This is a genomic window from Streptomyces sp. NPDC025806 (genome assembly GCF_055558275.1).
Window position 1 is genome coordinate 72,641 of the sequence record NZ_JBVHMU010000001.1, and the last position, 23,193, is coordinate 95,833.

Consider the following 23,193-nt stretch of genomic DNA (forward strand, 5'->3'; position numbering starts at 1 on the left):
GGGGGCCTCACCCGTTCCCGGAGCCCGCGCCACGCACCGAACCCCACGCCAACTACGCTGAACCCACCCGAACAGCCCCACCGAGAGGAAGCTTCACCATGGCGATCGCCGTCGGCACCAAGGCTCCGGACTTCGAGCTCAAGAACCAGCACGGCGAGACCGTGAAGCTCTCGGACTTCCGGGGCGAGAAGAACGTGGTGCTGCTCTTCTACCCGTTCGCCTTCACCGGGGTCTGCACCGGCGAGCTCTGCGCCCTGCGCGACGAGCTGCCCAAGTTCGTCAACGACGACGTGCAGCTGCTCGCCGTCTCCAACGACTCCCCGTTCTCCCTGCGGGTCTTCGCCGAGCAGGAGGGCCTGGAGTACCCGCTGCTCAGCGACTTCTGGCCGCACGGCGAGGCCTCCCGCGCCTACGGCGTCTTCGACGAGGAGAAGGGCTGCGCGGTGCGCGGCACCTTCATCATCGACAAGGAGGGCGTCGTCCAGTGGACCGTCGTCAACGCGCTGCCCGACGCCCGTGACCTGAACGAGTACGTCCGGGCGATCGACGCGCTCTGAGCCGCACCCGAGCGCGGTCGAGGGGGCGACACCCTGCGGGAACTCTCGCGGGGTACGGGAACCCCTCACTAGGATCCAGACGTTGATCCGATGCCAGACGTACTACGGGGGCTCCCCGCCCCTCAGACCACAGGGAGGACTCGTGGGAGTCAGCCTCAGCAAGGGCGGCAACGTATCGCTGAGCAAGGAGGCTCCGGGCCTCACAGCGGTCGTCGTGGGCCTCGGTTGGGACGTCCGTACCACGACGGGTACGGACTTCGACCTCGACGCCAGCGCCATTCTGACGAACGCCGAGGGCAAGGTACGCAACGACCAGGACTTCGTGTTCTTCAACAACCTGAAGAGCGCGGACGGCTCGGTCGAGCACACCGGTGACAACCTGACCGGTGAGGGCGAGGGCGACGACGAGCAGGTCAAGGTCAACCTCGCGGCCGTGCCCGCCGACGTGGACAAGATCGTGTTCCCGGTCTCGATCTACGACGCCGAGAACCGCCAGCAGTCCTTCGGACAGGTGCGCAACGCGTTCATCCGCGTCGTGAACCAGACGGGCGGCGCCGAGATCGCCCGCTACGACCTCTCCGAGGACGCCTCGACGGAGACCGCCATGGTCTTCGGCGAGCTGTACCGCAACGGGGCGGAGTGGAAGTTCCGCGCCGTCGGCCAGGGGTATGCCTCGGGTCTGCGCGGTATCGCGCAGGACTTCGGCGTCAACGTCTGAGCGGACCACCAACCAGACACCGTCCGGCGCCGCACTCCAGCAGTGCGGCGCCGGACGCGCTCGACCACAGCACCGTTCCACATCGGGGAGGACCACGATCATGGGCGTCACGCTCGCCAAGGGGGGCAATGTCTCCCTCTCCAAGGCCGCACCGAATCTGGCCCAGGTCCTGGTGGGCCTCGGCTGGGACGCGCGTTCCACCACGGGAGCCGACTTCGACCTGGACGCCAGTGCGCTGATGTGCAGCGGCGGCCGCGTCATGGGCGACGAGTGGTTCATCTTCTACAACCAGCTCACCAGCCCCGACGGCTCGGTCGAGCACACCGGTGACAATCTGACCGGTGAGGGCGAGGGCGACGACGAGTCGATCATCATCGACCTTTCCCGGGTCCCGGCCGGCTGCGACAAGATCGTTTTTCCGGTGTCCATTCACGACGCGGACAACAGGGGCCAGACCTTCGGCCAGGTCAGCAATGCGTTCATCCGCGTGGTGAATCAGGCGGACGGTCAGGAACTGGCGCGCTACGACCTTTCCGAGGACGCTTCCACGGAGACGGCGATGATCTTCGGCGAGGTCTATCGCTATGGCGGCGAGTGGAAGTTCCGTGCGGTCGGTCAGGGGTACGCGTCCGGGCTGCGGGGCATCGCTCTAGACTTCGGAGTCAATGTTTCGTAAAGCCGTGCGCGGAGCGGGGGAGCCCCGTACAACCAGCACGGGGAAACCCGTACACACGATGGGGTAGTCAGTGGTTCTGAAAACCTTCGGCTGGTCGTTCGCGATCACCGTGCTCGGTTTGATCGCGGCGGTGTTCTACGACGGATGGACGGCGTTCGGGGTCGTCGCGATTCTCGCGGTCCTCGAGATCTCTCTGTCCTTCGACAACGCGGTGGTCAACGCCGGTGTCCTGAAGAAGATGAACGCCTTCTGGCAGAAGATCTTCCTCACGGTCGGTGTGCTCATCGCGGTCTTCGGCATGCGGCTGGTGTTCCCCGTCGTGATCGTCGCGATCAGCGCCAAGCTGGGCCCGATCGACGCGGTCCAGCTGGCCTTCGACGACAAGGAGCGCTACCAGCAGCTGGTCACGGACGCGCACCCGTCGATCGCCTCGTTCGGTGGCATGTTCCTGCTGATGATCTTCCTCGACTTCATCTTCGAGGAGCGCGACATCCAGTGGCTGCGCTGGATCGAGCGGCCGCTGGCCAAGCTCGGCAAGGTCGACATGCTGTCGGTCTGCATCGCCCTGATCGTCCTGCTCGTCGCCTCCCTCACCGTCGCGCTCAACGCGCACCAGCACGGCGGCGTCCACGTCGACAAGCAGGCGACGGTGCTCCTCGCCGGCGTCGGCGGCCTCATCACGTACCTGATCGTCGGCGGCCTCTCCGGCTACTTCGAGAACCGCCTCGAGGAAGAGGAGGAGCGCGAGCACGAGGAGGAGGAGCGCGCCGCACGCGAGGGCAAGCCCAAGTCGGCCGTGCTGCTGGCCGGACAGGCCGCGTTCTTCATGTTCCTCTACCTCGAGGTCCTCGACGCGTCGTTCTCCTTCGACGGTGTCATCGGCGCCTTCGCCATCACCAACGACATCGTGCTGATGGCCCTCGGCCTCGGCATCGGCGCCATGTACGTCCGGTCGCTCACGGTCTACCTGGTCCGCCAGGGCACCCTCGACGACTACGTCTACCTGGAGCACGGCGCGCACTACGCGATCGGCGCCCTCGCCGTGATCCTGCTCGTCACCATCCAGTACGAGATCAACGAGGTCATCACCGGCCTCGTCGGCGTCGTCCTGATCGCCTGGTCCTTCTTCTCGTCCGTGCGGCGCAACAAGCGCCTCGCGGCCGAGGAGGGCGGCAGCCCGGACAAAGCCGAGGTGACGTCCGGGGTTTGACCCGGGGGTCATTTCTGGAACGCTCTGGACGGGGCGGCCGTACGAGGACGAGTCCTCCGCGGCCGCCCCGTCGGCATGTGGAGGACCACTGAAACTGGGGGCGGAGATGTCCTTCTGGGACCGGTTGTGGAGCGGGCGCTCGGCGCAGTTCGACTTCGACTCGGGCAGCGCGGCGACCAACGCGATCGAGCTGACCAAGCGGCACCCCGCGGTCTCCCTGTCCAAGCAGGGCGCCGCGACCGGCAACCTGCGCGTGAACCTCTCCTGGCGGATGCGCACCTCGGACATCGGCCGGCCCGAGAAGAACAGCGTGCTGCGCCACCCGTCCCGCATGTTCAAGCCGGACGTCGTCCAGGCGCACACCCAGTCGATGGTCAACGTCGACCTGGACCTCGGCTGCCTGTACGAACTGAAGGACGGCGACAAGGGCGTCGTACAGCCGCTGGGCGGCTTCTTCGGAGACCTGAACGCGCCGCCGTACGTGAAACTCAGCGGCGACGACCGGTTCGGCTCGGCGTCGGGCGAGACGATCTACGTCAATCTCGACCACCGCGACGCCATCAAACGCCTGCTGGTGTTCGTCTACATCTACGACCAGACGCCGGCGTTCGACCGTACCCACGCCATCGTCACGCTGTTCCCGAGCAACGGGCCGCGCATCGAGATCAGCCTCGACGAGCGGGCCCCGCAGGCCCGCTCCTGCGCGGTCGTCTCGATCGAGAACGTCAAGGGCGACCTCGTCGTACGGCGCGAGGTGAAGTTCGTGTACGGCTTCCAGTCCGAGCTCGACCGGCTGTACGGCTGGGGCCTGCAGTGGGGCCGGGGCTACAAGCCCAAGGTGGGCGAGCGTCCCTGAGGCGCCCGCCCCGGGTCACCGGCCGATGAACTGGGGGCCCTGCGGCGGCATGCGGAACGCCGGGTCCGGCGCCCCGGCGGAGGCCGCCACCGGCTGCGGATAGCCGTACGCGGGCTGCGAGGGCGGCGCCGGCTGCGTCGCCGGGGCCGGCGGATACCCGTAGCCCGGAGGCTGCTGCGGGGGCACCGGGAAAGCCGGGGAGGGCGGCGGCTGGTGCGGGACCTGCGCCGTGACCGCGGACTCGGCGGACGACGGCGCCACCGGGGCGGTGACCGGGGTGGCCGAGGCCGGCGGGGCGGGCTCCGGCTCGGGAGCCGTGGCCTCGTCGACCAGGATGCCGAAGTCGGTGGCGAGCCCGACCAGACCGCTGGAGTAGCCCTCACCCACCGCGCGCAGCCGCCAGCCGCCGTCCCGCCGGTACAGCTCCGCGCAGATCAGCGCGGTCTCGGCGCCCGTCTCCGGCCTGATGTCGAAGTACGCGAGCGGCTCGGCGCCCTCGCCGGCCCCCGCGTCGTACACGCTCATCCGCAGGCCCGGCACCTGGTCGAAGCTGACACCGTCGTCCGGGGACGCGGTGAGCAGGACCCGGGAGATCTCCGGGGGTATCCCCGCCAGATCAGCCTGGATCGTGTCCGTCATCCCGTCGGAGGTCCGCTTCTGGCCCAGCCGCCAGACCTTCCCCGAAGGGTGGCGCGGCTGGTTGTAGAAGACGAAGTCGTCGTCGGAGCGGACCCGGCCGTCCTGGCCGAGCAGCAGCGCCGACGCGTCCACCGGCGGCACGTCCTGCCCCGGGGACCACCGGAGCACGGCGCGCACCGCCGTGGCGTCGAGCGGGATGTTCGCCCCCTTGAGCATCGCGTGCGTCATGCGGTCATCCTGCCCTCCCGGCCCCGGCCCGGACAATGCGGGGCCCCGTCATCGCCTGCGCACGACCCTGCACACACTGTCCGGAAGGACGTGTACGACATGCGTGGGTTACCTGAATTTCATGGCACACGGGAACCCTTGACACACGTTTGTACGTACTATTACCGGCCACCTCTTGTCCGCTCGGCGCCGTCCGTGCATTCCATGTCTGCCATCAGTCATCACACCAACGGGAAATCATCGGGGGACTCACATGCGTCATTTCGGGCACATAGCCCCTGAGGTGCGGGACCGGCTGTTCCACGAGGAGCCGCGCGCCTTCTCGGCGCAATCCTCGCCCCGGCTGCTCGCGGCGGCGCTCGGCGCCACGCTCTACAGCCCGGCCACCCGCCCCCGCCTCGCCGACGACGTGCTCAAGCAGGCCGGGCGCGGGGTCGTGTCCATGGTGCTGTGCCTGGAGGACTCGATCGACGACGCCGAGGTCGCCGGCGCCGAGGACAACCTGGTCCGCCAGTTCGCCGACCTGCACACCCGCGTCACGGACGGCGCCGCCGAACCCCCGCTGCTCTTCATCAGGGTCCGCACGCCCGAGCAGATCACCACGCTCGCCGACCGGCTCGGCCCGTCCGTCGCGCTGCTGTCCGGATTCGTGCTGCCGAAGTTCACCGAGGAGCGCGGCGTCCCCTTCCTGGAGGCCCTGACCGGCGCCGAGGCGGCCACCGGCCGTCGGCTCTTCGCCATGCCGGTCCTGGAGTCCCCCGAGCTGCTGCACCTGGAGACCCGCACCGAGACGCTCGCCGGGATCTCCCGCACCGTCGACAAGTACCGCGACCGCGTCCTCGCCCTGCGCCTCGGCGTCACCGACTTCTGCTCCGCGTACGGACTGCGCCGGCCGCCGGACATGACCGCGTACGACGTCCAGATCGTGGCCTCCGTCATCGGCGACGTGGTCAACCGGCTCGGCCGCTCCGACGGCACCGGCTTCACCGTGACCGGACCCGTCTGGGAGTACTTCCGCCACCAGGAGCGCATGTTCAAGCCGCAGCTGCGCCGCAGCCCCTTCCTGGAGGTCCGCGCCGACGAGCTGCGCCAGGCCCTCATCCAGCACGACATGGACGGCCTGCTGCGCGAGATCGAGCTCGACCGGGCCAACGGGCTGCAGGGCAAGACCTGCATCCACCCCTCGCACGTCCTGCCCGTGCACGCGCTGTCCGTGGTCAGCCACGAGGAGTACAGCGACGCCTGCGACATCCTGCGCCCCGAGCGCGACGGCGGCGGCGTCATGCGCTCCGCGTACACGAACAAGATGAACGAGGTGAAGCCGCACCGCGCCTGGGCCGAGCGCACGCTCCAGCGCGCCGAGGCCTTCGGCGTGGCCCGCGAGGACGTCGGCTTCGTCGAACTCCTCGCGGCGGGCCTGCCCGCATGAGCCGTACGAAGCACGCCGGGAAGAACGACGGAAGGAACGAGAACGACGTGGTGTGGACGGGTACCTGGGTCGCCGAGCGGCTCGGCGTCGAGCTGAACGGCGAGCGGCGACTGACGGAGCTGCTCGGCCTCGCGCTGCGCCGCAACCCCAAGCGAGCCCATCTGCTCGTGTCGAACGTGCTGGGGAAGCATGTCCCGCAGCGCCCCTCCGTGGTCCGGGCCTGCGGCCACGACCTCGGCGTACGGGTCCGTGAGCTGCTCGGCGACGCCCAGGCGGCCCGCGCCGTCGTGCTCGGCTACGCGGAGACCGCGACCGGCCTCGGCCACGCCGTCGCCGACGGCATCGAGCTGGCCCCCTACCTGCACTCCACGCGCCGCCCCGTCGAGGGCGTCGCCCGCGCCGGCGGCTTCGAGGAGTCCCACTCCCACGCCACCTCGCACCTGCTGCTCCCCGAGGACCCCGCCCTCCTCGCCGGCGACGGACCGCTCGTCCTCGTCGACGACGAGTTCTCCACGGGCAACACGGTGCTGAACACGATCCGCGCCCTCCACGAGCTGCACGCCCGCGACCACTACGTCATCGTCGCGCTCGTCGACATGCGCTCGCCCGGCGACCAGGGCCGCCTCGACACGTTCGCCGCCGAGATCGGCGCCCGCGTCGACCTCGTCGTCGCCGCGCGCGGCACGGTCACCCTGCCCGACGGAGTGCTGGAGAAGGGCCGGGCGCTCGTAGAGGAGCACGAGGGCGCCGCTCCGCCCCCGGCCCGGCCCGAGCGCGGCGAGATCGTCCGCGTCACCGGGCTCGGCTGGCCGGCCGGTGTGCCCGACGGCGGCCGGCACGGCTTCACGCCCGCCCACCGCACCGCCCTGGAGGCCGCGCTGCCCGCCATGGCCGCGCGCATCGCCCCGCACATCGAGGGCCGCACCCTCGTCCTCGGCAACGAGGAGCTGATGTACGCCCCGCTGCGCCTGGCCACCGCCCTGGAGGACACCGGCGCCGACCTCGCGTACTCCACCACCACCCGCTCGCCCGTCCTCGCCGTCGACGACCGCGGCTACGCGATCCGCACCCGCCTCGTCTTCCCCGCGCACGACGCCCCGGCCGACGGCCCCGGCGACCGCTTCGCGTACAACGTGGCGGGCGGCGGCTTCGACACCGCCGTCGTCTGCCTCGACTCGGCCGGTGACACCCCCGAGCTGAGCGCGCCCGGAGGCCTCCTCGACCGGGTCGCCGAGCACGTCGCCCGCGTCGTGGTCGTCGTCATCCCCTCCTACGTGCCCGCCCGCGCGGACGCGCCCGAAAGGCCCGCCATGCCCCTGCCCGAGCCGCTGCGCGGCCCCGACTTCTCCTCGTACGCCCCGGACGAGGTCGGCTGGCTGCTCCAGGACCTCTCGGACGTGACCCTGGAGGCGCCCACCGAGGAGCGCGAGGAGGCCATCCAGAGCGGCGGCGCGCACTACGCGGAGTCGCTGCCGGTCGAGTACCAGCCCAGCGAGCAGTACCAGGAGCTGTTCCACGCCGCGCTCGACACCTCCGCCGAGCGGATCGCGCGGGCCGTCGGCGTCGTCACCGAGACCGTGCTCGCCGAGCGCTCGGGCCGCCGCCCCGTCCTCGTCTCGCTGGCCCGCGCCGGCACGCCGGTCGGCGTGCTCATGCGCCGCTGGGCCGCGCACCGCCACGACCTCGACCTGCCGCACTACGCCGTCTCCATCGTCCGCGGCCGCGGCATCGACGCCAACGCGCTGCGCTGGCTCGCCGCCCACCACGACCCGCGCGACATCGTGTTCGTCGACGGCTGGACCGGCAAGGGCGCCATCACCCGCGAACTCGCCGCCGCGATACGGGAGTTCGAGGCGTCCGGCGGCGCGGCCGGCTTCGACCCGGAGATCGCGGTGCTCGCCGACCCCGGCTCCTGCGTGCGCACCTACGGCACCCGCGAGGACTTCCTCATCCCCTCCGCCTGCCTCAACTCGACGGTCTCCGGGCTGATATCGCGCACGGTGCTGCGCGCGGACCTCGTCGGACCGGACGACTTCCACGGCGCGAAGTTCTACCGCGAGCTGGCGGACGCGGATGTCTCCGGGGCCTTCCTGGACACGGTCGCCGGACGCTTCGACGAGGTTGCGGACGCGGTGGACGTGGCCGTCAAGGAGCTCCTCGGGGCCGACCGGGAGCCCACCTGGGAGGGCTGGGCCGCCGTCGAGCGGATCAGCGAGGAGTACGGCATCCACGACGTGAACCTGGTCAAGCCCGGCGTCGGCGAGACGACCCGGGTGCTGCTGCGCCGCGTGCCGTGGAAGATCCTGGCCCGCGCGGACGCCGGAGCGGACCTCGACCACGTCCGCCTCCTCGCGGAGCAGCGCGGCGTCCCCGTCGAGATCGTGGACGAACTGCCGTACAGCTGCGTCGGGTTGATCCACCCGCGGTTCACGCGCGGGGCGACGGGCGCGGACGGCAAGGCGGTGGCAGCCAAGTGAGCACGGGTGTGTCTGTCGTCGCGAGCGACCTCGACCGTACGTTGATCTACTCGGCCGGGGCCCTCGGGCTCACGATGCCCGACGCACGGGCCCCGCGCCTGCTCTGCGTCGAGGTCTACGAGAGCAAGCCCCTGTCCTACGTCACGGAGGACGCCGCCCAACTGCTCGTCGAGCTGGGCCGGCGGTCCGTGTTCGTCCCGACGACGACGCGGACGCGGGAGCAGTACGGGCGGATCCGGCTGCCGGGACCCGTACCGAAGTACGCGATCACGGCGAACGGCGGGCATCTGCTGGTCGACGGGGTGTCCGACCCGGACTGGCGGGCGGCCGTGGGGGAGCGGCTGGCGGACGAGTGCGCGCCGCTCGGCGAGGTGCGGGAGCGGATGGTCGCCGCCGCGGATCCGGAGTGGCTGCTGAAGGAGCGGGTCGCTGAGGACCTGTTCGCGTACCTGGTCGTGGACCGGGCGCGGCTGCCCGAGGGCTGGGTCAAGGAACTCGGGGCGTGGGCGGACGAGCTGGGCTGGTCCGTGTCCCTGCAGGGCCGCAAGGTGTACGCCGTGCCGAAGCCGCTCACCAAGGGCGCGGCCGTACGGGAGGTCGCCCGGCGGGTCGGCGCCGGTCGGGTGCTCGGCGCCGGTGACTCGCTGCTGGACGCGGATCTGCTCGGCGCGGTGGACCTGGGCTGGCGCCCCGGCCACGGCGAACTGGCCGACCTGGGCTGGACGGGCCCCGGCGTGACGGCCCTCCCGGACCGCGGCGTCCTGGCGGGCGAGACGATCCTCCGCGCGTTCCTGAACGCCCTCTGACCCCACCCCGGCACGGGGTGCGGCCCCGTAATCGCCGTACTCGGCGCCGGGCGCGGCCCGTTGCCCGAGCCCCGCTCCCACCCACCCGCCCCCTCCGGGGGCGTCGGCCCGGCACCGGGGTGCGGGATGGGGTGGGTCGGCGGTTCCGCCGCGGGGCGATCAAGCCGGGGCAGGTGTGCCCCGCGAGGGGGCGCGGGCCTGTACCCGTCAGCGACTCCGTCGCGGGGCGCGACCAACCCCGGCCCTGGGGCGTACGGAGTGTGCCCTTCAGGGGCGCGGGGAACTGCGCGATCAGGCACGACGGCGCGGTGGTCGGCGACGGCGGTCGGCCCCAACGGCGTTGTGGCGGAGGCTGACCGAGTGCGTACCCGGCGCCCGGGTGCCGGTGCCGCCCTGCCCACCCGCGTCGCCCCAGGCGGCCGACCGCACGCGCGGCCGGGGCGCCGTCCCACGTGACGGCACCAGGAGCGCACCCCCCAACGCCGTAGGCTGTCCGCATGCCTCGTTATGAATACCGGTGCCGGGAGTGTGGGGAGCTGTTCGAGATGGCTCGGCCGATGGCTGAGTCGTCCGCTCCGGCGAGCTGCCCCGCGGGCCACTCGGACACGGTCAAGCTCCTGTCGACCGTCGCGATGACCGGCGGCGCCGGCCGCGCCGCAGCCCCCGCGCCCGCATCCGGAGGCGGCGGTTGCTGCGGAGGCGGCTGCTGCGGCTAGGCCTAGGGCGTGTGTCGAAAGTCCCGCCTGCCCCGCGGTGTCCGGTGCGCACGCTCGCGGCGTTGCCGAAACGACCTGATAGCTCCGCTATGAGGACGCTCCGGCGCCTTGCGATCGCACGCACCGGACACCGCGGGGCCCGCCCTTCGGGCGGACGACGGGACTTTCGACACACGCCCTAGAGCTCGTCGCGCCGATGGCGGGCCTGCCAGTACGGGTTGTCGTGCGGCAGGCCCCCGCTGACCCGCCCGTACATGCCGAAGAACATCAGCAGCAGCCCGACGACAAAGCTGAACAGCACGTTCTGCATCTTGAACGCCAGGAAGTTCGCACCGGTGTCGAGCAGGGCCAGGTTCACGAAGCCGCTGAGGATGAACAGGACGCCCAGCGTCATGTTCAGGGTCGACGCGAAGTTGCCGCCCACGACCATGCCGACGAACAGCAGCAGGCCGACACAGATGGACAGCACGCTGAGCGCACCGTTCGTGTTCAGCCCGGCGACGGTGTCACCGCCCGTGTCGAAGAAGCCGATCTTGTCGATGAGGCCGAGGATGCCGAAGGCCAGCAGGACGAGACCCATGAGCCCCGCCCCGGCACGGTAGACCTGGCTGAGCCGGTGATCGACGGGCAGGTGCTCGTCCAGCCTGACGCGCCGCCGGGATCGTGGGTGGAGTACTTGCGTGGCCGCCATGATCGCCTCGCCTCCTCGCGCGTACGTACTCCAAGGATCCGCCCGCCGCACGGCGAGTGCCAACATCGTCGGCGGCCGAGGGGACGCGCAGGTCAGGCGGCCCCGCCGCGGTCGTCCCGGATCTGGGCGACGACGCGGGCGACGGTCTGCCGCACCGCCTCCGTCTCGGTCAGGAAGTGCCAGTAGTCGGGGTGGCGGCCCTCCAGGCCGGCGACGGCCCGGTCGAGCCGGGCCACGGAGTCGTCCAGCGGGCGGGCGTGCCGCGGATCGGGCGTGGCGCGGCCCGCCATCGCGAGGCGCTGCGCGTCCCGGATCGCGAACCGGGTGCGGTCGATCTCCTGCTGCGGGTCCTTCGCCACCGCGTTCAGCCGCCGCAGCCGGTCGGAGGCGGCGGACACCGACTCGTCCGTCGTGTTGAGCAGGGCGCGGACCGTGGAGAGCCGGGACGTGGCGTCCGGCCAGCGCTGCTCGTCGCGGGCCGTGCGGGCCTCGGCGAGCTTGGTCTCGGCCTGCTTCACGTTCTCCGCGGCGAGCTCCGGGACGCGCTGGAGGTCCTGCCAGCACGCGGCGGCGAACCGGCGCCGCAGCTCGCTCAGGATCGGCTCGACCTGCCCGGCCCGGGTGGTCAGGGCCTGCGCCCGGGTGCGCAGCGAGACGAGCCTGCGGTCGATCTCGGCGGCCTTCTCGGGCAGCCGCTGCGCCTCCGCGCGCACCGCCTCGGCGTCCCGGGCGACCCGCTCGGCCCGCTCCAGGGTCTCGGGCACGCCGTGCTGTCCCGCCCCCTGGTTGAGCTTCGTCAGCTCGGGGCCGAGGGCGGCGAGCCGGGCCGCGAGGTCGTCGGCCTTGAGCCCGGCCTGCCGGACCGCGTCCAGCGCGTTCGTCGCCGCGAGCAGGGCCTGGCGGGCGCGCTCCACGGCGGGCGCGAGCCGGGCCAGTTGGGTCTCGGCCTTGCCGAGCAGCGGGCCGAGCCCCTGCGCGAACCGGTCGAGGTCCCGCTTGACCTGGACCAAGTCGTCCTTCGCCCGCGCCAGTTCGCCCCGGGCCCGGGCGGCGACGGAGGCCTCCAGGTCGTCCCGGTCCAGGTCATGCGCGTCGACCGCGGTGATGTACCGCCCGCTGGCCTCGTCGATGCGGGCGCCGAGCTGCTGGAAGTCGGCGACGGCGCGGCGGGCGGCGGGGGAGTCGTCGACCGCCGTGATGGTCTCGATGGAGATCCGCAGGTCGCGCTGGGCGGTGTCCAGCTCGTAGAACGCCGCGGCGGCCGCGTCCTTGGCGGCCTGCGCCTCGGCCCGCTGGCTCTCCGAACGGCCGCCGAACCAGCGGCGCGTGCCGCCCGCGTGGAACGACGCGGTGACGGCGGCGGCCAGCAGGGGCACCGGCAGCAGGGTCAGGGTGAGGAGGTCCCGCCAGGGGGACGCGGGGACGGGGCGCCGGACGACAAGGCCACGCACCCCTCGGGGACGCTTCGTCGTCGCCGTCGTCACCAACCTCTGACCTCTCCCGTGCCCGTCGCCAGCCTTGACCGGTGTTCATTCTCCCACCGGTTAATGACGAACACACGGCCCGGTTAGTTCGCGGTTCGGAGCGTGACTTTTCCGTCCTTGGTGCGGACCGTGACCCGGTGCGCGCTGTCGGCGTCGCGCGGCACGGACACCCGGACCGAGCCGTCGTCCGCGTGCGAGCTCACCTGGTAGGCGGCCGATCCGGGCAGCGCCAGATCGACCGATCCGTCGTCGCTGACGGCGTCGACCCGGTCGGGCACGGTGCGCAGGTCCAGGTCCGCCGAGCCGTCCTGGGTGCGCACGGACACCTGGCGGGCGTCGACGCCGGTGGCCTTCACGGAGCCGTCGTCGGTGCGCACCCGCAGCGGCCCGGCGCTGTCCGCGATCCGGACCGAGCCGTCCTGCGCGGTGATGTCGAGGCCGTGCCGGAAGCCGGTGGCGCGCACGCTGCCGTCGTCGTCCCGTACGACGACCCTGACGCCGCGCGGCACCTCGACGCGGTGCCGGGCCGAGCAGTCGGCGATGAAGCCGGAGCAGTCGAGGCGCAGCGTCAGCCGGTCCGCGCCGCCGTCCCAGTGCCAGGTGGTCCTCGGATCGGAGCCGATCACGGTGGAGCCCTGGAACCACCGGGTGACCTTCACCTCGTCGCCGTCGGCGGGGACGAGGTCGAGCGCGGAGTCGTCGGAGTCGACGGTGAGGGTGCGGCCCTGGAGGGCGAAGGAGCGGTGTTCGGGCCGGGTGTCGTCGCGGGCGTCGGCACCGCAGGCCGTCACGCCGGCCGCGAGGGCGGCGGTGGTGGCGGTGACGGCGAGCACGCGGGCGGTGCGGTGCGGACGGCGGACGGTCATGGTGAACTCCCCCTGGGGCGACGGCTGGTGCGGGCCGCCTCGGCGTCCGGCCCGTCATGAACGTACGGGGGGAGCGGCCGGGGCGGGATCCGGCCGGCCACCGGATCCCGGGTGGGGTAAACCCCCGCAGCGGACCGGCCCGCCACGGGTTTGCGGGGCACGGCCGTCGGCAAGGTAGGCTGTCGGCTCGTCCTGGTCACAGCGCCAGGCTGCCGGGTGCGTAGCTCAGGGGTAGAGCGCCTGCCTTACAAGCAGGATGTCGGCGGTTCGAAACCGTCCGCGCCCACCGGTTCCCCTTCGTACGAAGCCCTCTCACCACGGCCGGTGAGGGGGCTTTCGTCGTGCTCGGGGCGAGAACGGGCCTCGGTCAGCCGGGCTCGTCCGTGCCGGGGCGCTCGTGGAGGTGCTTGAGGCGGGCGCGGGCGCGGACCGCCTCGGTGCCGCTGAGCCCGGACCAGTAGCGGTGGCACGTCACGAAGACGGCCAGCTCCAGCTCGCGCTGCCGGAGCTTCTCGACCTCCGCCTGCTCGTCGCCGGTCCAGCCCGGGGAGGCCGGGCGCTCCAGCTTGCGCCAGCCCTGGGTGTCGTTCACGGCGTCGAGGGGCTCCACGGACCAGGGGAGCCGCTTGAGGAGGGCCTGGAGATCGGCCCGGACCTGGTGCAGCTCCTCCTGACCGGCGAGGAGATCGCTCGGGTAGTCGAAGTCGGGGGCGGAGTCATCGTTCGCTGCCACCCGCCAATGGTACGTCTGTTCGATTTAGTGAAGCGAGCGACTCGGCCCGGTTCACGCGAACGTGTGTACGTCTGACAGGCGCTCCCCGGCGCGTCAGACTGAAGACATGTGCCGCAGCATCAAGACGCTCCGCCCGCCCGCCCAGCCCGAAGAGGCGACCGAGGACGAGATCAGGGCCGCCGCCCTCCAGTACGTGCGCAAGGTGTCCGGCTTCCGGGCCCCGGCCGCGCACAACCGCGAGGTGTTCGACCGCGCCGTGGACGAGATCGCCCGCGCCACCGCCGCCCTGCTCGACAACCTGGAGGTACGCGGCGCGCACCCGAGGCCCGCCGAGGCCGCTCAGGCCTCCTGAGCCCGCGGGGCCGGGCGGCGCATCACGTAGGCGGCGACGAAGCCCGCGCCCACCAGGGCGAGCAGCGAGACCAGCGTGGACATCCAGCCCGCGCCGAGCCAGTGCGCCCCGAAGTAGCCGAGCGCGACGCTGTACGCGGCCCAGGCGAAGCCCGCCAGGGCGGACCAGGGCAGGAACTCGCGGACCCGGCGGTGCGCCGTGCCGGCCGCGAAGGAGACCACCGAGCGGCCCGCGGGCGCGAACCGGGCGATGATCACGAGCAGTCCGCCGCTGGAGCGGCCGAGCGCCCCGCCGAGACGTTCCTGCGCGGTGGACAGCCGGCGGGAGCGGGCGATGGCGCGGTCGAGGCGGTCGCCGCCGCGCCAGGCCAGCCGGTAGGCGACGAGGTCGCCGAGGACGGAGGCGGTCGCCGCGCTCAGCGTGAGCGCCAGCAGATCGGGCACCCCGTGCGGGACCTCCCCGGTGGCCGCGCCCGTACCGGCCGCCGCCGCGGTCGCCGCGGTGATCACGAGGACGCCGCTCGGCAGCACCGGCAGGAAGACGTCGCAGAGGACCGAGACGGCGACGATCACGTAGATCCAGGGACTGCCGGTCAGCGACCCCACACTCTCCAACACCGCGTGTCCACTCCCCGTACGTCGACCCGTACGACCGTTTTCGTGATGTTCCTCCGACCGTTCCTCCGGGCTGGGAGCGGCTGATGACAGCTGTACAGCGTACGCCTCGAGTGTTGCTGAAGTGACGCAAGGGGTACAGATGTTCCCCACGTCACGTTCACTCGATCGCCGTGTCGGACCGGGCGCCGAAGGCCGGTGTCCCGTACCAACGGACCAGGGATGCGGGGGGTACGAGGAGGAACCGGTGATGGTCACAGGAATGGTGAGCGGCGTCCTCGCGGCGGCCGTGCTGGCGGCGGGCGGCGCAGGCGGTGCGAGCAGCGGTGCGCCGGGCGGCGGCGGATCGGACGCGTACTGGCTGCGCGTCGAGGCGCGCTTCGCGCCGCCGACGGCGTTCGTGCCGTCGGCCGCGGTCACCTACGACGACCGGCTCGTCCCGCCGGGCGCGTCGATCGAGGTCGAGCAGGAGGGCGGCCGGGGCGACATGACCGTACGGCTCGCCGTCGAGGGTCTTGAGCCGGGCCGCGCCTACGGGGCGCACGTCCACCGTGAGCCCTGCGGGGCCGACCCGGAGGCGGCGGGCGGCCACTATCGGCACGAGGAGGACCCGGGGCGGGCGGACGCCGCGAACGAGCTCTGGCTGGACTTCACCACCGACCGGGCGGGCGACGGACGGGCCGTCGTGCACAAGGCGTGGGGGCTGCGCCGGGGCGAGGCCAATTCGGTGGTGCTGCACGACGCGCCCGGCGGGGCGGGGAACCGCGTGGCCTGCTTCACGGTGCCCTTCGCGTCGCTGACCTGACGGCCGGACGCGTCGTGCGGATGGAGCGAGTGGAGCGGGTGGTGCGTGGGGTGCGGGAGGCGGTCAGGCCGCGACCTTCTCGCGCTCGGGGCTCTGCTCCCCGGACGTGCGCGCACCGCGCGCCGCGAACAGCCGGTCCAGGCCGAGGGCGCCCGAGCCGGTGAAGACGAGGAGCAGCATCGCCCAGCAGAAGAGCGCCGCGGCGTCGCCGCCGTTGGCGATCGGCCACAGGGCCATCGACTGGTGGACGTCGAAGTAGGCGTAGGCCATCGCACCGGAGGCCAGGAAGGCGGCCGCGCGGGTGCCGAGGCCGATCAGGACGAGGGCGCCGCAGACGATCTCGATGACTCCGGCGTACCAGCCCGGCCAGGCGCCGACGGCGGGAGCGGCTCCGCCCATCGGGCTCTCGGGGTAGCCGAAGAGGGAAGCGGTGCCGTGGCAGGCGAAGAGCAGGCCGACGACTATGCGGAACAGGCCGAGGGCGTAGGGCTGGGCGCTGTTCAGACGTCCAGTCATGGTGGGGACTCCTCATGTTGGGGGAGCCCAGAGATTAGGGGAACCTTACTTGAACTTGCAAGTTCAACATTTAGCCAAACCCGGCGCCTCGCTCGCCGTTCCGGAGGGCTTCAGCTCAGGTTCCGTTCGGTGACGCGTGTCAGTCCGCGCCGCGCGTCCGCCTGATCGAGGGTCAGCTCGGCGGCCCGTGCCCGCAGGGTCAGCGTCATCAGCTGGTTCCCGAACCAGGGGCCGCCCGTGCGCCGCCAGTCGATTCCGGATCCGCTCGCGCGCAGGCGCCGGGCGAGCCGTGCGCCCAGGGCGCGGGCGGGCCGGCTCCAGCCCAGCCGGAAGCCCAGCCGGATCGAGGCGGGGATCGAGTTGTGCACGGGGGAGCAGGTCAGCTGCACGACGCGGGCGCTGGGCACGCCCGCCGGGAAGTCCTCGGGCCAGTGCGGCTCGGCGACGTAGGCGTGGTGCACGTCCCCGGACAGGACGCAGACCGTCGCCGGGGCCGCCGGGCCCGAGCCGGCCTCGGCGATCAGCTCCGTCAGCGCGTCGAACGAGTCGGGGAACGCCGCCCAGTGCTCCAGGTCGGCCCGCCGCCGCAACGACTCCCCGAACCGGGCCCGGCGCGGGCCGCGTTCGCCCGAGCACTGCGCCGCGTTCCACCGCTCCACGTCGTGGATCAGATGCGGCAGCAGCCACGGCAGGGACGTGCCGATCAGCAGGTGGTCGCAGTCCTGGCCGGTGTCGAGGGCCTGGTCACGCAGCCAGCCGGCCTCGTCCGGGTCGAGCATGGCCCGGTGCGGCTCGTCGAGGACGCGGGCGGCGCGGGTGTCGACCATCAGCAGCCGGGTGCGGCCGAAATCGCGCCGGTAGCTCCAGCGGACGTGCGCCGGATCGGCGTCGGCCCGCGCGGCGAAGGCACGCAGCGCGTCCGTCCCGTCCGGCGTCGCTCGCACCTCCTCGTACAAGGGGTCGGCGGCGAGCTCGGCGGGCGTCAGGTTCCCCAGATGCTGGTACACCCAGTACGACATCAGCCCGCTCAGCAGCCGCTCGCGCCACCACGGGGTCGCGCGCAGGTCGGCGAGCCAGGCCGCGCTCGTGTTCCAATCATCGATCAGGTCGTGATCGTCGAAGATCATGCAACTGGGCACGGTGGAGAGCAGCCAGCGCACCTCGGGGTCGCGCCAGGACTCGTAGTAGAGGTGGGTGTACTCCTCGTAGTCCGCGACCTGCGCTCCCGGCGGGTCCGCGAGCTCGCGGCGGCGGGCCAGCCAGGCGCGCGTCGCCGGGGACGTCTCGTCCGCGTAGACCTGGTCGCCGAGCAGGACGAGGACGTCGGGGCGGTCGGCCCCGGGATCGGCGGCGAGGTGCGCCGCGAGCGTGTCCAGGGCGTCCGGCCCCGCCGGGTCGTGGCCGCCGGCGGGCGGCGCGGCCCAGCGGCAGGAGCCGAACGTGACGCGGAAGGGGGCGGGCGAGGGGGCGCCGTGGTCCGGGGTGCGGATGGTGCTCGCGGGGAAGGGAGAGTCCGGCTCGGGCCAGACGCGGCGGCCGTCGACCCGCACCTCGTACGAGGTCTCGCCGCCCGGGATGAGACCCGTGACCGGTATCAGGGCGTAGTGGTGCCCCTCGACCTGGAACGTGCGGGCGCTGCCCCACGCGCCGTCCGCGCAGCGGACCTCGGCGAGCGCCGGCCGGGCCGTCTCCACCCAGACCGTCGCCGTGTCCTCGTCCACGTACCGCAGCAATGGGCCCAGGCGCAGTCCCGCCACGTGATCGCCTCCGCTCGTCCTCCGGCATTCCCCGCCGCGCTTTGTAGCACTGGAACGCCGGAGGCGGGCCCTGCGGTTCCGGGATTTCTCGTCCCGGCGGCGGTCAGCAGCCGCTGAGGCCGGACTGGATCGCGCTCTTCTCCGCCGAGTCGACCGTGAGGTTGTAGTAGTGCTTCACCTGGACCCACATGCGCAGGTAGGTGCAGGTGTACGCGGTGCGCGAGGGCATCCACTCGGCCGGGTCCTGGTCGCCCTTGGACTGGTTCACGTTGTCGGTGACCGCGATGAGCTGGGGGCGGGTCAGGTCGTTGGCGAAGCCCTGGCGCTGCGCCGTCGTCCAGGAGCTGGCGCCGGACTTCCAGGCCTCGGACAGCGGGACGACGTGGTCGATGTCCAGGTCCGAGGCGGCGGTCCAGGTGGCGCCGTCGTACTCCGAGTACCAACGGCCCGAGGTGGCCGCACAGTTGGAGTCGGTGACGACGTTCGTGCCGTCACGCTTGAGGACGACCTCGCGGGTGTTGCAGGTGCCGGACTGGGTGATCCAGTGAGGGAACTTGTCGCGGCTGTAGCCGTCGCTCGATCCCTCGGCCTTGACGGTCAGTTCGGAGAGGTAGGTGCGGGCGGTGGCGGCGCTGACGGGGGTGGGCGGGGACGCCTGCGCGGGGGTGGCGGTCAGCGCCGTGAGGAGGGCGGTCGCTGCTCCGGCGGTGATCAGGGCCTTGCGTCGACGCGCGTAGAAGGTGCGGCTGGGCATGTGAACTCCCTGGGTGTGGGGGGCCGTTCGGACGCCGGTCGGTTCGGATGGTGGCCGAGTGGGGTTGCGGATGGGCGTCCATTGGGTGACAGGGTCGCGTCAAGTGGGCGGTTCGACAAGGGGTCAATCAGGCCCGCCCTGCGGCCAGTTGGGATCCCGGTGCCGGGTGGGGCGCCGTCATGGCTGGTCGGGCGGGTTTCCGTACCCCGGCGGGCGCCCTGATCGGGGCGGATTTGGATATCCCGGGCCCGCTTTGTACCGTGGGGGAACAAAGTGGTTCCCGCCCGTCTCCCTGACCGGCGGGCGGGGCCCGCTTTGGACCCGCACCCCCGCCTCCGTTCCCTGGAGCCCCCCGATGACGGCCACGCCCACCGTTCTGTCCGCACGCGCCCTGCTGCTCGACATGGACGGCACCCTCGTCAACTCCGATGCCGTCGTCGAACGCTGCTGGCTCCGCTGGGCCGCCGGTCACGGGCTCGACCCGGACCAGGTCATGCGGGTCGTGCACGGCCGCCAGGGCTACGCGTCGATGGCGCTGCTGCTGCCCGACCGCCCCATGGCCGAGAACCACGCGGACAACGCCCGCATGCTCGCCGAGGAGACCGCCGACATGGACGGCGTCGTGCCCGTGCCGGGCGCGGCCGTCTTCCTCGACGCGCTGATCACCGGCCACCTCCCGCACGCCCTGGTCACCTCGGCCGACGTCGCCCTGTCGACCGGCCGGATGGCCGCCGCGGGCCTGCCCTACCCGGCGGTCCGGGTGACCGCCGAGAGCGTGGGCGCCAGCAAGCCCGACCCCGAGGGCTTCCTCAAGGGCGCCGCCGAGCTGGGCGTCGACCCCGCCGACTGCGTCGTCTTCGAGGACTCCGGCGCGGGCATCGCGGCGGGCCTCGCCGCCGGCATGCGGGTCGTCGGGATCGGACCCCGGGCCGCCGAGCACGGCCCCACCGTCCAGGTCGACGACCTGACCTCCGTACGCGTCGAGGCAGGCGCCGACGGGGAGATCCTGCTGCACGTGGGCTGAGAAAAAAATGGGGTGTCGGGGCGCCGGGCGCGCTCCTACGATGGCCCGATGACGTCGATCAAGGAAATCCAGGTCACCTTCGACTGCGCCGAGCCGGTGCGCGTAGCCCGGTTCTGGTGCGAGGTGATGGGGTACGTGCCGACGGTCGACGAGGACGGGGACGACTCCTGGGCCGCGGCCTCCGACCCCACCGGACAGGGCCCGCGCATGTACTTCCAGCGCGTCCCCGAGGGCAAGGTCGTCAAGAACCGCGTGCACCTCGACGTCCGGGTCGGCAAGGGGCTCGTCGGTGAGGAGCGGCTCGCCGTGATCCTGGCCGAGGAGGCCCGTCTGGAGAAGCTCGGGGCGACGCGCGTGCTGCTTCAGCTGGCCGACGAGGAGAACGAGTCGTGCCTGACGATGCAGGACATCGAGGGCAACGAGTTCTGTCTCGACTGACCTGAGTTCTCGGTGCCGGGGCCGGAATAACCGGTTGCGGGGACACCCCGGGGGCGGAACATCATCGGGGATGCCTGACGCCAGCTGGACCATCGCCGCCGAGCCCCATGACTCGCCCGACGCGCTCGCGCTCTGGCGCGCGTACTACACCGAGGTGAGCGACCGCTGGTACCAGCGGTACGAGGGCCGCGACACGGACGCCGACGAGCTGGAGCGGGAGATCGCCGCCGACCCCGGTGACCATCTGACGCCGCCGAAGGGCCGGCTCCTCGTGGGCCGGTACCGGGGCGAGCCCGCCGGTATGGCCGGGGTGTGGCTCGCCGACGCCGGCACGGCCGAGCTGACCCGGGTCTACGTGCGCGCGGACCTGCGCGGCACCGGCGGCGCCGCCCGTCTCGTGGCCGCCGCCGAGGACGCGGCCCGCGACCTGGGTGCCGAGCTGATCCGGCTCGATACTCGCACCGACCTGGTGGAGGCCCGCGCCCTGTACGCCCGGCTCGGGTACGCGGAGACCGAGGCGTTCAACGACGCCCTCTACGCCGAGCACTGGTTCAGCAAGGATCTCCGCGCGGCGTGAGCGCGGCGTGAGCGCGGCGTGAGCGCGGCGGAGGTCAGGCGGCCAGCCCGGCCCGCCCGCGCTCCTGCCGCCCGTCGTGCGGCCGCTCCTCGTCCGAGCCGCACATCTCCGTGTTGAGCTCGGCGACGAGCCGGTCGAGGTCGGTCGGGCGCTCCGGGCCCCACCAGTCGCCGAGCAGCTCCGCGAGGGACTCCTCGCGGGCCTTCGCCAGCCGCCCCGCGACCTCGCGGCCCTGCTCGGTCAGCACCAGGTCGAGCCCCTCGCGCCGCGCGAGGCGCCGCTCCTCGACCTGCCGGGCCGCCGCGATGATCACCGGGAGCGGCACGCGACTGCGCTCGGCGAGCGCGGACGGCTCGGCCCAGCCGTACCGGTTGATCCGCAGCACCAGCCAGCTCGCGGCCGGCAGCAGGTCCTCGCCCGCGCGGGCCGTGATCTTCTCGTAGATGGCCCGGCGCCCCTCCCGCGTCCCGAGCGCGGAGAGCGCCCGCGCGCACTCGTCGTACGAGGACCGCTCCACGGGGTTGGAGGCGAGGGTCTCGGTGGTGTCGGGGGCGGTCACGGAGGCGCGGAGCTTGTCCTCGCGCAGGAACCAGGACAGGACGAACGCGAGCAGCGCGACCGGCGCCGCGTACAGGAAGACGTCGGTGATCGACGACGAGTAGGCGTGCAGGACCTGGGGCTGGAGCGCGGGCGGCAGGCCGGCGATGCCGCGCGGGTCCGCGCCGAGCGACTCGGGGCTCACGCCGGGCGGCAGCGGCTGTCCGGCCAGGGCGTCGGTGAGCTTCGTGGCCAGCCGGTTGGTGAAGATCGTGCCGAAGATCGCGACGCCGAACGAGGCGCCGATGGAGCGGAAGAACGTGGCGCCCGAGGTGGCGACGCCCAGATCCTCGTACGGGACCGCGTTCTGCACGATCAGGACGAGCACCTGCATGACGAGGCCGAGCCCGAAGCCGAAGACGAGGAAGTAGCCGCTCATCTCCAGGGTCGAGCTGTTCTCGTCGAGGTTGTGCAGGAGCAGCAGGCCGAGCGCGGTGACGGCGGTGCCGACGACGGGGAAGACCTTCCAGCGGCCGGTGCGGCTGACGATCTGCCCGGAGCCGGTGGACGCGATCAGCAGCCCGAACACCATCGGCAGCATGTGCACACCCGACATGGTCGGCGACACCCCGTGCACGACCTGGAGGAACGTCGGCAGGTACGTCATCGCGCCGAACATGGCGAAGCCCACCACGAAACTGATCACGGCGGACAGCGTGAACGTCCGCACCCGGAACAGCTTCATCGGCAGCACCGGCTCCGCCGCCCGGAACTCGACGAACACGAACACGACCGCGAGCAGCACGCCCAGCACGGCGAGCCCGACGATCTGCGCCGAACCCCAGTCCCACGTGGTGCCGCCCAGCGAGGCGACGAGCACGAGGCAGGTCGCGACGGACGCGATGAGGAACGTGCCGAGGTAGTCGATGCGGTGCTTGCGGGCGCGGACCGGGATGTGCAGCGCTGCGGCGATCACGGCGAGCGCGACGACCCCGATCGGCAGGTTCACGTAGAACACCCAGCGCCAGCTCAGATGCTCCGTGAACAGTCCGCCGAGCAGCGGGCCGAGGACGCTCGTCGCACCGAAGACCGCGCCGAACAGGCCCTGGTACTTGCCGCGTTCGCGCGGCGACACGATGTCGCCGACGATCGCCATCGACAGCACCATCAGGCCGCCGCCGCCCAGCCCCTGGAGCGCCCGGAAGCCGATGAGCTGCGGCATGTTCTGCGCGACGCCGCACAGGGCCGAACCGATCAGGAAGATCACGATCGCGATCTGGAAGAGCTTCTTGCGCCCGTACTGGTCGCCGAGCTTGCCCCACAGCGGGGTCGCGGCCGTCGACGCGAGCATGTACGCGGTGACCACCCAGGACAGATGGTCGAGGCCGCCGAGGTCGCTGACGATGGTCGGCAGGGCGGTGGAGACGATCGTCTGGTCGAGCGCGGCGAGCAGCATCCCGAGGAGCAGCGCGCCGATGGACACCAGGACGCTGCCGCTCTTCGCCGTGTCGTCCGGGACGGGCCCGTGCGTACGGGCCCCGCCCGTGGCGGTGGCGCCGCCGCGAGTTTCACCGTCCTGAGTGCCGCTGTCCTGGGTGCTCATGGCCACCTCCACGGGCCCTTCGGCCCGGACCGGCCGGAGAGCTGACTCCTCCATCCTGGTGGCTGTGCCCTGTTTTGGCCTGTTGAGTCCAAGGTGCGGTGTCCGTCTTCCCCGGACCGACACCACACGT

24 protein-coding genes and 1 tRNA gene are annotated in these 23,193 nt (G+C 72.2%); 15 read left to right on the top strand and 10 right to left on the bottom strand.

Annotation, left to right across the window (positions count from 1 at the left end; all coding sequences use genetic code 11):
* Positions 1-98 precede the first annotated feature (98 nt).
* The 5 genes from ACZ4E1_RS00310 to ACZ4E1_RS00330 all read left to right on the top strand — a co-directional run bounded on the left by ACZ4E1_RS00310 (position 99) and on the right by ACZ4E1_RS00330 (position 4,017).
* A complete protein-coding gene (locus ACZ4E1_RS00310; protein WP_188339141.1) occupies positions 99-557 on the top strand; it encodes a peroxiredoxin in 459 nt (152 codons plus the stop codon).
* A gap of 142 nt (positions 558-699) precedes the next feature.
* On the top strand, positions 700-1,275 hold the full coding sequence (locus ACZ4E1_RS00315) for a TerD family protein (protein ID WP_188339142.1): 576 nt from the start codon (positions 700-702) through the stop codon (positions 1,273-1,275).
* A 100-nt stretch (positions 1,276-1,375) separates the two neighbouring features.
* Positions 1,376-1,951 (top strand): TerD family protein, encoded by a 576-nt coding sequence (locus ACZ4E1_RS00320; RefSeq protein WP_467534398.1) that lies wholly within the window; start codon positions 1,376-1,378, stop codon positions 1,949-1,951.
* 70 nt (positions 1,952-2,021) lie between these two features.
* Positions 2,022-3,161, top strand: a complete 1,140-nt coding sequence (locus ACZ4E1_RS00325; protein ID WP_399125962.1) for a DUF475 domain-containing protein — start codon at positions 2,022-2,024, stop codon at positions 3,159-3,161.
* Between the two features lie 106 nt (positions 3,162-3,267).
* On the top strand, positions 3,268-4,017 hold the full coding sequence (locus tag ACZ4E1_RS00330; RefSeq protein WP_467534401.1) for a TerD family protein: 750 nt from the start codon (positions 3,268-3,270) through the stop codon (positions 4,015-4,017).
* Between the two features lie 15 nt (positions 4,018-4,032).
* Here the strand turns inward: ACZ4E1_RS00330 and ACZ4E1_RS00335 are convergent, their stop codons facing one another.
* A complete protein-coding gene (locus tag ACZ4E1_RS00335; RefSeq protein WP_467534403.1) occupies positions 4,033-4,884 on the bottom strand; it encodes a TerD family protein in 852 nt (283 codons plus the stop codon).
* Between the two features lie 253 nt (positions 4,885-5,137).
* On the opposite strand from ACZ4E1_RS00335, the gene ACZ4E1_RS00340 reads away from it, so the two are divergent.
* From ACZ4E1_RS00340 to ACZ4E1_RS00355, 4 genes are all read left to right on the top strand, one after another.
* Positions 5,138-6,313: an HpcH/HpaI aldolase/citrate lyase family protein gene (locus ACZ4E1_RS00340; RefSeq protein WP_467534405.1), complete on the top strand. Its 1,176-nt coding sequence runs from the start codon at positions 5,138-5,140 to the stop codon at positions 6,311-6,313.
* Positions 6,310-8,790 carry a phosphoribosyltransferase gene (locus tag ACZ4E1_RS00345; protein ID WP_467534406.1) on the top strand — a complete coding sequence of 827 codons (2,481 nt, stop codon included), beginning with the start codon at positions 6,310-6,312 and terminating at the stop codon, positions 8,788-8,790. The genes ACZ4E1_RS00340 and ACZ4E1_RS00345 overlap by 4 nt, the downstream gene beginning before the upstream one ends.
* 74 nt (positions 8,791-8,864) lie before the next feature.
* Positions 8,865-9,596 (top strand): HAD family hydrolase, encoded by a 732-nt coding sequence (locus ACZ4E1_RS00350; RefSeq protein ID WP_467535371.1) that lies wholly within the window; start codon positions 8,865-8,867, stop codon positions 9,594-9,596.
* 497 nt (positions 9,597-10,093) lie between these two features.
* Complete coding sequence (locus tag ACZ4E1_RS00355; RefSeq protein WP_467534407.1) at positions 10,094-10,312, top strand: FmdB family zinc ribbon protein; 219 nt, start codon at positions 10,094-10,096, stop codon at positions 10,310-10,312.
* Between the two features lie 178 nt (positions 10,313-10,490).
* Here the strand turns inward: ACZ4E1_RS00355 and ACZ4E1_RS00360 are convergent, their stop codons facing one another.
* The 3 genes from ACZ4E1_RS00360 to ACZ4E1_RS00370 all read right to left on the bottom strand — a co-directional run bounded on the left by ACZ4E1_RS00360 (position 10,491) and on the right by ACZ4E1_RS00370 (position 13,353).
* Positions 10,491-11,003, bottom strand: coding sequence for a DUF4383 domain-containing protein (locus ACZ4E1_RS00360; protein ID WP_467534409.1), 513 nt, complete (start codon positions 11,001-11,003; stop codon positions 10,491-10,493).
* Positions 11,004-11,095: 92 nt separating this feature from the next.
* Positions 11,096-12,454 (bottom strand): hypothetical protein, encoded by a 1,359-nt coding sequence (locus ACZ4E1_RS00365; RefSeq protein ID WP_467534411.1) that lies wholly within the window; start codon positions 12,452-12,454, stop codon positions 11,096-11,098.
* Positions 12,455-12,570: 116 nt separating this feature from the next.
* Positions 12,571-13,353 (bottom strand): DUF4097 family beta strand repeat-containing protein, encoded by a 783-nt coding sequence (locus ACZ4E1_RS00370; RefSeq protein WP_467534413.1) that lies wholly within the window; start codon positions 13,351-13,353, stop codon positions 12,571-12,573.
* Between the two features lie 214 nt (positions 13,354-13,567).
* On the opposite strand from ACZ4E1_RS00370, the gene ACZ4E1_RS00375 reads away from it, so the two are divergent.
* Positions 13,568-13,639: transfer RNA gene (locus tag ACZ4E1_RS00375), tRNA-Val, on the top strand.
* An 81-nt stretch (positions 13,640-13,720) separates the two neighbouring features.
* Here ACZ4E1_RS00375 and ACZ4E1_RS00380 read toward each other — a convergent pair.
* On the bottom strand, positions 13,721-14,086 hold the full coding sequence (locus ACZ4E1_RS00380; protein ID WP_467534415.1) for a hypothetical protein: 366 nt from the start codon (positions 14,084-14,086) through the stop codon (positions 13,721-13,723).
* 106 nt (positions 14,087-14,192) lie between these two features.
* Here ACZ4E1_RS00380 and ACZ4E1_RS00385 point away from each other — a divergent pair, with 106 nt between their 5' ends.
* Positions 14,193-14,438 (top strand): DUF2277 domain-containing protein, encoded by a 246-nt coding sequence (locus ACZ4E1_RS00385; protein WP_467534416.1) that lies wholly within the window; start codon positions 14,193-14,195, stop codon positions 14,436-14,438.
* Here ACZ4E1_RS00385 and ACZ4E1_RS00390 read toward each other — a convergent pair.
* Positions 14,426-15,055 (bottom strand): DedA family protein, encoded by a 630-nt coding sequence (locus ACZ4E1_RS00390; RefSeq protein WP_467534418.1) that lies wholly within the window; start codon positions 15,053-15,055, stop codon positions 14,426-14,428. The two genes, ACZ4E1_RS00385 and ACZ4E1_RS00390, sit on opposite strands and share 13 nt — an antisense overlap.
* Positions 15,056-15,302: 247 nt before the next feature.
* On the opposite strand from ACZ4E1_RS00390, the gene ACZ4E1_RS00395 reads away from it, so the two are divergent.
* Positions 15,303-15,857, top strand: a complete 555-nt coding sequence (locus ACZ4E1_RS00395; protein WP_467535372.1) for a superoxide dismutase family protein — start codon at positions 15,303-15,305, stop codon at positions 15,855-15,857.
* A 63-nt stretch (positions 15,858-15,920) separates the two neighbouring features.
* Here the strand turns inward: ACZ4E1_RS00395 and ACZ4E1_RS00400 are convergent, their stop codons facing one another.
* The 3 genes from ACZ4E1_RS00400 to ACZ4E1_RS00410 form a co-directional block, all read right to left on the bottom strand.
* Complete coding sequence (locus ACZ4E1_RS00400; RefSeq protein ID WP_467534421.1) at positions 15,921-16,373, bottom strand: DoxX family protein; 453 nt, start codon at positions 16,371-16,373, stop codon at positions 15,921-15,923.
* Between the two features lie 110 nt (positions 16,374-16,483).
* Positions 16,484-18,130 carry an alkaline phosphatase D family protein gene (locus ACZ4E1_RS00405; RefSeq protein ID WP_467534423.1) on the bottom strand — a complete coding sequence of 549 codons (1,647 nt, stop codon included), beginning with the start codon at positions 18,128-18,130 and terminating at the stop codon, positions 16,484-16,486.
* Positions 18,131-18,233: 103 nt separating this feature from the next.
* A complete protein-coding gene (locus tag ACZ4E1_RS00410) occupies positions 18,234-18,884 on the bottom strand; it encodes an HNH endonuclease family protein (protein WP_467534426.1) in 651 nt (216 codons plus the stop codon).
* A 355-nt stretch (positions 18,885-19,239) separates the two neighbouring features.
* Between ACZ4E1_RS00410 and ACZ4E1_RS00415 the strand changes: the two genes are divergently transcribed.
* The 3 genes from ACZ4E1_RS00415 to ACZ4E1_RS00425 all read left to right on the top strand — a co-directional run bounded on the left by ACZ4E1_RS00415 (position 19,240) and on the right by ACZ4E1_RS00425 (position 20,923).
* A complete protein-coding gene (locus tag ACZ4E1_RS00415; protein WP_467534428.1) occupies positions 19,240-19,908 on the top strand; it encodes an HAD-IA family hydrolase in 669 nt (222 codons plus the stop codon).
* A gap of 48 nt (positions 19,909-19,956) precedes the next feature.
* Positions 19,957-20,346, top strand: a complete 390-nt coding sequence (locus ACZ4E1_RS00420) for a VOC family protein (RefSeq protein WP_467534430.1) — start codon at positions 19,957-19,959, stop codon at positions 20,344-20,346.
* Positions 20,347-20,416: 70 nt separating this feature from the next.
* Positions 20,417-20,923, top strand: coding sequence for a GNAT family N-acetyltransferase (locus tag ACZ4E1_RS00425; RefSeq protein WP_467534432.1), 507 nt, complete (start codon positions 20,417-20,419; stop codon positions 20,921-20,923).
* A gap of 34 nt (positions 20,924-20,957) precedes the next feature.
* Here the strand turns inward: ACZ4E1_RS00425 and ACZ4E1_RS00430 are convergent, their stop codons facing one another.
* Positions 20,958-23,063 (bottom strand): DHA2 family efflux MFS transporter permease subunit, encoded by a 2,106-nt coding sequence (locus ACZ4E1_RS00430; RefSeq protein ID WP_467534434.1) that lies wholly within the window; start codon positions 23,061-23,063, stop codon positions 20,958-20,960.
* Between the last annotated feature and the right edge of the window lie 130 nt (positions 23,064-23,193).

Excerpts from the sequence above, each read along its gene's own strand:
- ACZ4E1_RS00370 (WP_467534413.1), bottom strand. The coding sequence starts at position 13,353 with ATGACCGTCCGCCGTCCGCACCGCACCGCCCGCGTGCTCGCCGTCACC.
- ACZ4E1_RS00400 (WP_467534421.1), bottom strand. The coding sequence starts at position 16,373 with ATGACTGGACGTCTGAACAGCGCCCAGCCCTACGCCCTCGGCCTGTTC.
- ACZ4E1_RS00385 (WP_467534416.1), top strand. The coding sequence starts at position 14,193 with ATGTGCCGCAGCATCAAGACGCTCCGCCCGCCCGCCCAGCCCGAAGAG.
- ACZ4E1_RS00355 (WP_467534407.1), top strand. The coding sequence starts at position 10,094 with ATGCCTCGTTATGAATACCGGTGCCGGGAGTGTGGGGAGCTGTTCGAG.
- ACZ4E1_RS00350 (WP_467535371.1), top strand. The coding sequence starts at position 8,865 with ATGCCCGACGCACGGGCCCCGCGCCTGCTCTGCGTCGAGGTCTACGAG.
- ACZ4E1_RS00430 (WP_467534434.1), bottom strand. The coding sequence starts at position 23,063 with ATGAGCACCCAGGACAGCGGCACTCAGGACGGTGAAACTCGCGGCGGC.
- ACZ4E1_RS00335 (WP_467534403.1), bottom strand. The coding sequence starts at position 4,884 with ATGACGCACGCGATGCTCAAGGGGGCGAACATCCCGCTCGACGCCACG.
- ACZ4E1_RS00425 (WP_467534432.1), top strand. The coding sequence starts at position 20,417 with ATGCCTGACGCCAGCTGGACCATCGCCGCCGAGCCCCATGACTCGCCC.
- ACZ4E1_RS00415 (WP_467534428.1), top strand. The coding sequence starts at position 19,240 with ATGACGGCCACGCCCACCGTTCTGTCCGCACGCGCCCTGCTGCTCGAC.
- ACZ4E1_RS00360 (WP_467534409.1), bottom strand. The coding sequence starts at position 11,003 with ATGGCGGCCACGCAAGTACTCCACCCACGATCCCGGCGGCGCGTCAGG.
- ACZ4E1_RS00395 (WP_467535372.1), top strand. The coding sequence starts at position 15,303 with ATGGTCACAGGAATGGTGAGCGGCGTCCTCGCGGCGGCCGTGCTGGCG.
- ACZ4E1_RS00330 (WP_467534401.1), top strand. The coding sequence starts at position 3,268 with ATGTCCTTCTGGGACCGGTTGTGGAGCGGGCGCTCGGCGCAGTTCGAC.
- ACZ4E1_RS00320 (WP_467534398.1), top strand. The coding sequence starts at position 1,376 with ATGGGCGTCACGCTCGCCAAGGGGGGCAATGTCTCCCTCTCCAAGGCC.
- ACZ4E1_RS00420 (WP_467534430.1), top strand. The coding sequence starts at position 19,957 with ATGACGTCGATCAAGGAAATCCAGGTCACCTTCGACTGCGCCGAGCCG.
- ACZ4E1_RS00310 (WP_188339141.1), top strand. The coding sequence starts at position 99 with ATGGCGATCGCCGTCGGCACCAAGGCTCCGGACTTCGAGCTCAAGAAC.
- ACZ4E1_RS00345 (WP_467534406.1), top strand. The coding sequence starts at position 6,310 with ATGAGCCGTACGAAGCACGCCGGGAAGAACGACGGAAGGAACGAGAAC.
- ACZ4E1_RS00340 (WP_467534405.1), top strand. The coding sequence starts at position 5,138 with ATGCGTCATTTCGGGCACATAGCCCCTGAGGTGCGGGACCGGCTGTTC.
- ACZ4E1_RS00410 (WP_467534426.1), bottom strand. The coding sequence starts at position 18,884 with ATGCCCAGCCGCACCTTCTACGCGCGTCGACGCAAGGCCCTGATCACC.